Annotated in this window: 4 protein-coding genes; all 4 read left to right on the top strand. The window is 48.8% G+C overall.

The window, feature by feature from the left end:
• Window positions 1-789, top strand: a 789-nt coding sequence (locus A3750_RS14065; RefSeq protein WP_197475041.1) for a urate hydroxylase PuuD, incomplete at its 5' end; no start/stop codon positions are given.
• A gap of 209 nt (window positions 790-998) precedes the next feature.
• Entirely contained in the window at window positions 999-2,339 is a 1,341-nt protein-coding gene (locus tag A3750_RS14060; protein ID WP_068466328.1) for a bifunctional diguanylate cyclase/phosphodiesterase, read from the top strand.
• A complete protein-coding gene (locus tag A3750_RS14055) occupies window positions 2,324-3,076 on the top strand; it encodes an EAL domain-containing protein (RefSeq protein ID WP_068457168.1) in 753 nt (250 codons plus the stop codon). Before A3750_RS14060 ends, A3750_RS14055 begins: the two co-directional genes overlap by 16 nt.
• 48 nt (window positions 3,077-3,124) lie before the next feature.
• On the top strand, window positions 3,125-3,577 hold a 453-nt coding region (locus tag A3750_RS14050), incomplete at its 3' end, for a LysE family translocator (protein ID WP_068548377.1).

Raw genomic sequence — 3,577 nt, 5'->3', positions numbered from 1 at the left:
GTGGTGTACGAAATTCTTGTTAAAACGCCGCTGCGACATAAAGACGGTGCCTTTGGGCTGGTTCTTTTTGCCTTTTTAGCATTCATGGCTTGGCTGGCAGATCAGCTTTTCTCTGATCGTGGTGCGTACATCCACGTAGGTGCCTTAATCGGCTCGATCATGGCGGGTAATGTTTTCTTCGGCATCATGCCTTCGCAACGTGCGCTGGTTGAAGCGGTGCAACGCGGCGAAGCGCCTGATCCAAAATACGGTGCGTTCGCCAAGTTACGTTCCACTCATAATAACTACCTCACACTGCCGCTGATCTTCATCATGATCAGTAACCACTACCCGATGACCTATTCACACGAATACGGCTGGGCGGTATTGGCAGCGATTATGTTTATTACCGGCTTTGCGCGTCATTTCTTCAACTTGCGGCATCGCGGTCAATTCAAACCGATGATTCTTGTCATTGCAGCGCTTTTACTCGTTGCACTTGCGGGCGTTATGGCGCACACCAAAAAAGTGGTTGTTCCATCTACAAATGCAACGGTCGTCAGTGATACCAAGGCAATGGAAATCGTTGCCGCTCGCTGCGCCAGCTGCCATGCAGTACAACCAACGCAGCCGGGGTTTGAAGCTGCAGGCGCACCAGCAGGTGTTGTACTTGAAGAACTCGATACGGTTGTCGCGATGAAGCAAAAACTCATTGAAGTAACGCAGTCTGGGTATATGCCACTGGCGAACATGACGCATATGACGGATGAAGAACGTCAATCCGTCATAGACTGGCTCTCTTCCAAATAGAACCATCAACAGCATCATACCTATAGGGGGCAAACGCCCCCAACTTTCCTGCCAAAAATCGCCGCACTACCCGATGAGCGCACCAAGCTCGGCAGCACTTGCGGCAACTTAAAAACCCAAAAAAGCCGATCTCTCTTCTTGGAAATATTGGAAAATCAACTAACGTTAATCCAGCATTCGTATGCGTTGAATTCTGATGATAGGTAACTATGCGAGACGAAGCCAAGCACGACTTAAGCCATCCTATTGAACTTGCGAAAGATCGTCTTTTTGACCTTATCAGCTCAGAGTTTATTGTCTCTGTCGCCGACATAAATGGAAAGATCGTCGCAGTAAGCGACGAGTTTTGCAGAATATCCAAGTATTCCAGAGAAGAGCTGATCGGTAAAAACCATGCCATAGTGAACTCAAACACCCACCCGACCGCTTTTTTTCAGGAATTTTGGGAATGCATTCTTTCCGGTAAAACTTGGCGGGGAGAAATCTGTAACCGCGCGAAAGACAAATCCTTATATTGGGTGGACAGCGTTGTCGCGCCTCTGCCGGCAGAGAACGATGAAGAAAGATTGTTCTTTTCTATTCGATGGGACATCACCGAACAAAAACAGCTGCATCGAGATGCCCTCCATGCCAAAGCGCTTCTCGACCGCTCAGAGGAACTCTCAGGTGTTGGAACTTGGGAGCTAGACCTGCAAACGAACGAGTTGTACTGGTCAAACGAAACACTTCGCATTCATGGTTTGGAACAAGGGCAAACACCCTCACTGGATGAAGCGATCAACTATTACGCGCCTGAAGCGCGTCCGATCGTCCTTTCTGCCGTTAATCAGGCGATGGTCGATGGCAGCACTTGGGATTTTGAATTACCGCTGATCACGCAATCCGGCGAGCGCATATGGGTGAGAGCTGTTGGGTCACCAGAGTTCGAACAAGAAAAGCCACGCTTGCTGTATGGTGCGTTTCAAGACATCACCGAACGAAAAGCGCGCGAAGAAGAGCTGCTATCGGTATTTCAACGGATGAAGCTGGCAACCTCAAGCGGACAGATCGGCATTTGGGAGTACAACCTGAAAACGGGAGTGCTTTCATGGGATGAGACCATGTACAAGATCTACGGCCTCTCTCCTTCGGAAGGCAACGAAGCGTATGAGCTTTGGGCAAGCCACCTTCATCCAGACGATCGACCGCAAGCTGAAAAAGCAGTTGCGGCGGCTATCAATAATTTACAAGACTTCGATACCGAGTTTCGCATTATCAAGCGTGATGGCAGCATAAGCCATTTGCGGGGCCGAGCCCACGTAAACCGCACGGAAGACGGCACACCCACTAACATGATGGGGGTGAATTGGGATGTATCTGAACATAGAAAGCTGGAAGAGACCCTATCAAAACAGAAAGAGCTGCTTCATGTTACGCTAGAATCGATTGGGGATGCGGTCATCGCGACCGACCTGAACCAACGCGTTGTATTCCTAAACTACATGGCCGAGCTGATGACGGGTTGGAGCAATCAAGATGCGCAAAACCAAGCTTTGTGCGATATTGGGTAGACCAAATCCATCGGGCACTCGACGAAGACCGTTTTCAACTTTTCGCCCAACGACTGGTGAACGTCAAACAAACGACAGAGGCACTGCACTTTGAAGTATTGTTGCGAATGACGGGAGAAGACGGAGAAATCATCTCGCCGTTTATGTTCTTCCCTGCCGCAGAGCACTATCATCTTGCGAACAGAATTGATCGTTGGGTCCTAACAAAAAGCATCCAATGGCTAGAAGAGAAGTCACAAACGCAGGACATAGAACGGATTTGCATCAACTTGTCAGGGCAATCCGTCAACGATATCGATTTTCATAGCTATGTCGCGCAATTGCTGCAACAGCTAAGTCCAGAACTCAGAGCGAAAATCTGTCTTGAAATCACCGAAACAGTGGCCGTGACAAACCTTCAAAGCGCCTCTGATTTTGTCGATGAAATCAAAAAACTCGGTTCCACTATCGCACTGGATGATTTTGGTGCTGGGTCATCCTCATTTGGCTATATCAAAAACCTCTCCGCCGACGTGCTCAAAATTGACGGTCAATTTATCAAAAACCTCATTGACGAACCGCTCGATAACGCGGCAGTAAGATGTTTTGTTGATGTCGCAAAAATTCTAAATTTAGAAACGGTCGCAGAGTTCGTCGATTCCCCGAAAATACTAGAGCAAGTCAAGGCATTGGGCATAGACTACGCACAAGGTTTTTTACTCCACAAACCCGAGCCGATCGATAAGATCATTAAGTAACAACACTTAGCGCATACTTTTTAGCCGCGCAATCGAGTCACAAAACATATGCCCATTGAAACTTGGCTACTTTTCTTCACCGCCATCGTCATCGTGATTGCGATTCCCGGGCCACTCTCGCTGCTCATGATCAACAGTACGCTTAAACAAGGCATACGGGCATCCTCGCCCGTTATATTTGGAGGCAGCTTCGCCTCCAGCATCTTACTAATTGTTTCCGCATCCGGTCTCGGTGCAATCGTTGTCAGCTCAGAATTGGCATTCAACGCCATACGCTATGCAGGCGCGGCTTACCTTTTTTATTTGGGTATAAAACTCATTCGGCCTGCAGCTGCGCAACCCCGTGCCGACAAGCCAGACAGCGACCCGCAACCTAACAGCAAAACCTCGCTATTTCATCAGGCTTTTTTGATGGGCATTAGCAACCCGAAAGACATCCTTTTCTTCATTGCCCTACTGCCGCAATTTGTCGCCCCCCAGGGCAACCTTCTGCTCCAACTG

It is taken from the genome of Oleiphilus sp. HI0079, assembly GCF_001635105.1.
The sequence above is the reverse complement of the archived record's forward strand: the minus strand, read 5'-3'. Positions and strand labels throughout refer to the sequence as shown.

Coding starts and splice junctions, on each gene's coding strand:
- A3750_RS14060 (WP_068466328.1), top strand. CDS start 999: ATGCGAGACGAAGCCAAGCACGACTTAAGCCATCCTATTGAACTTGCG.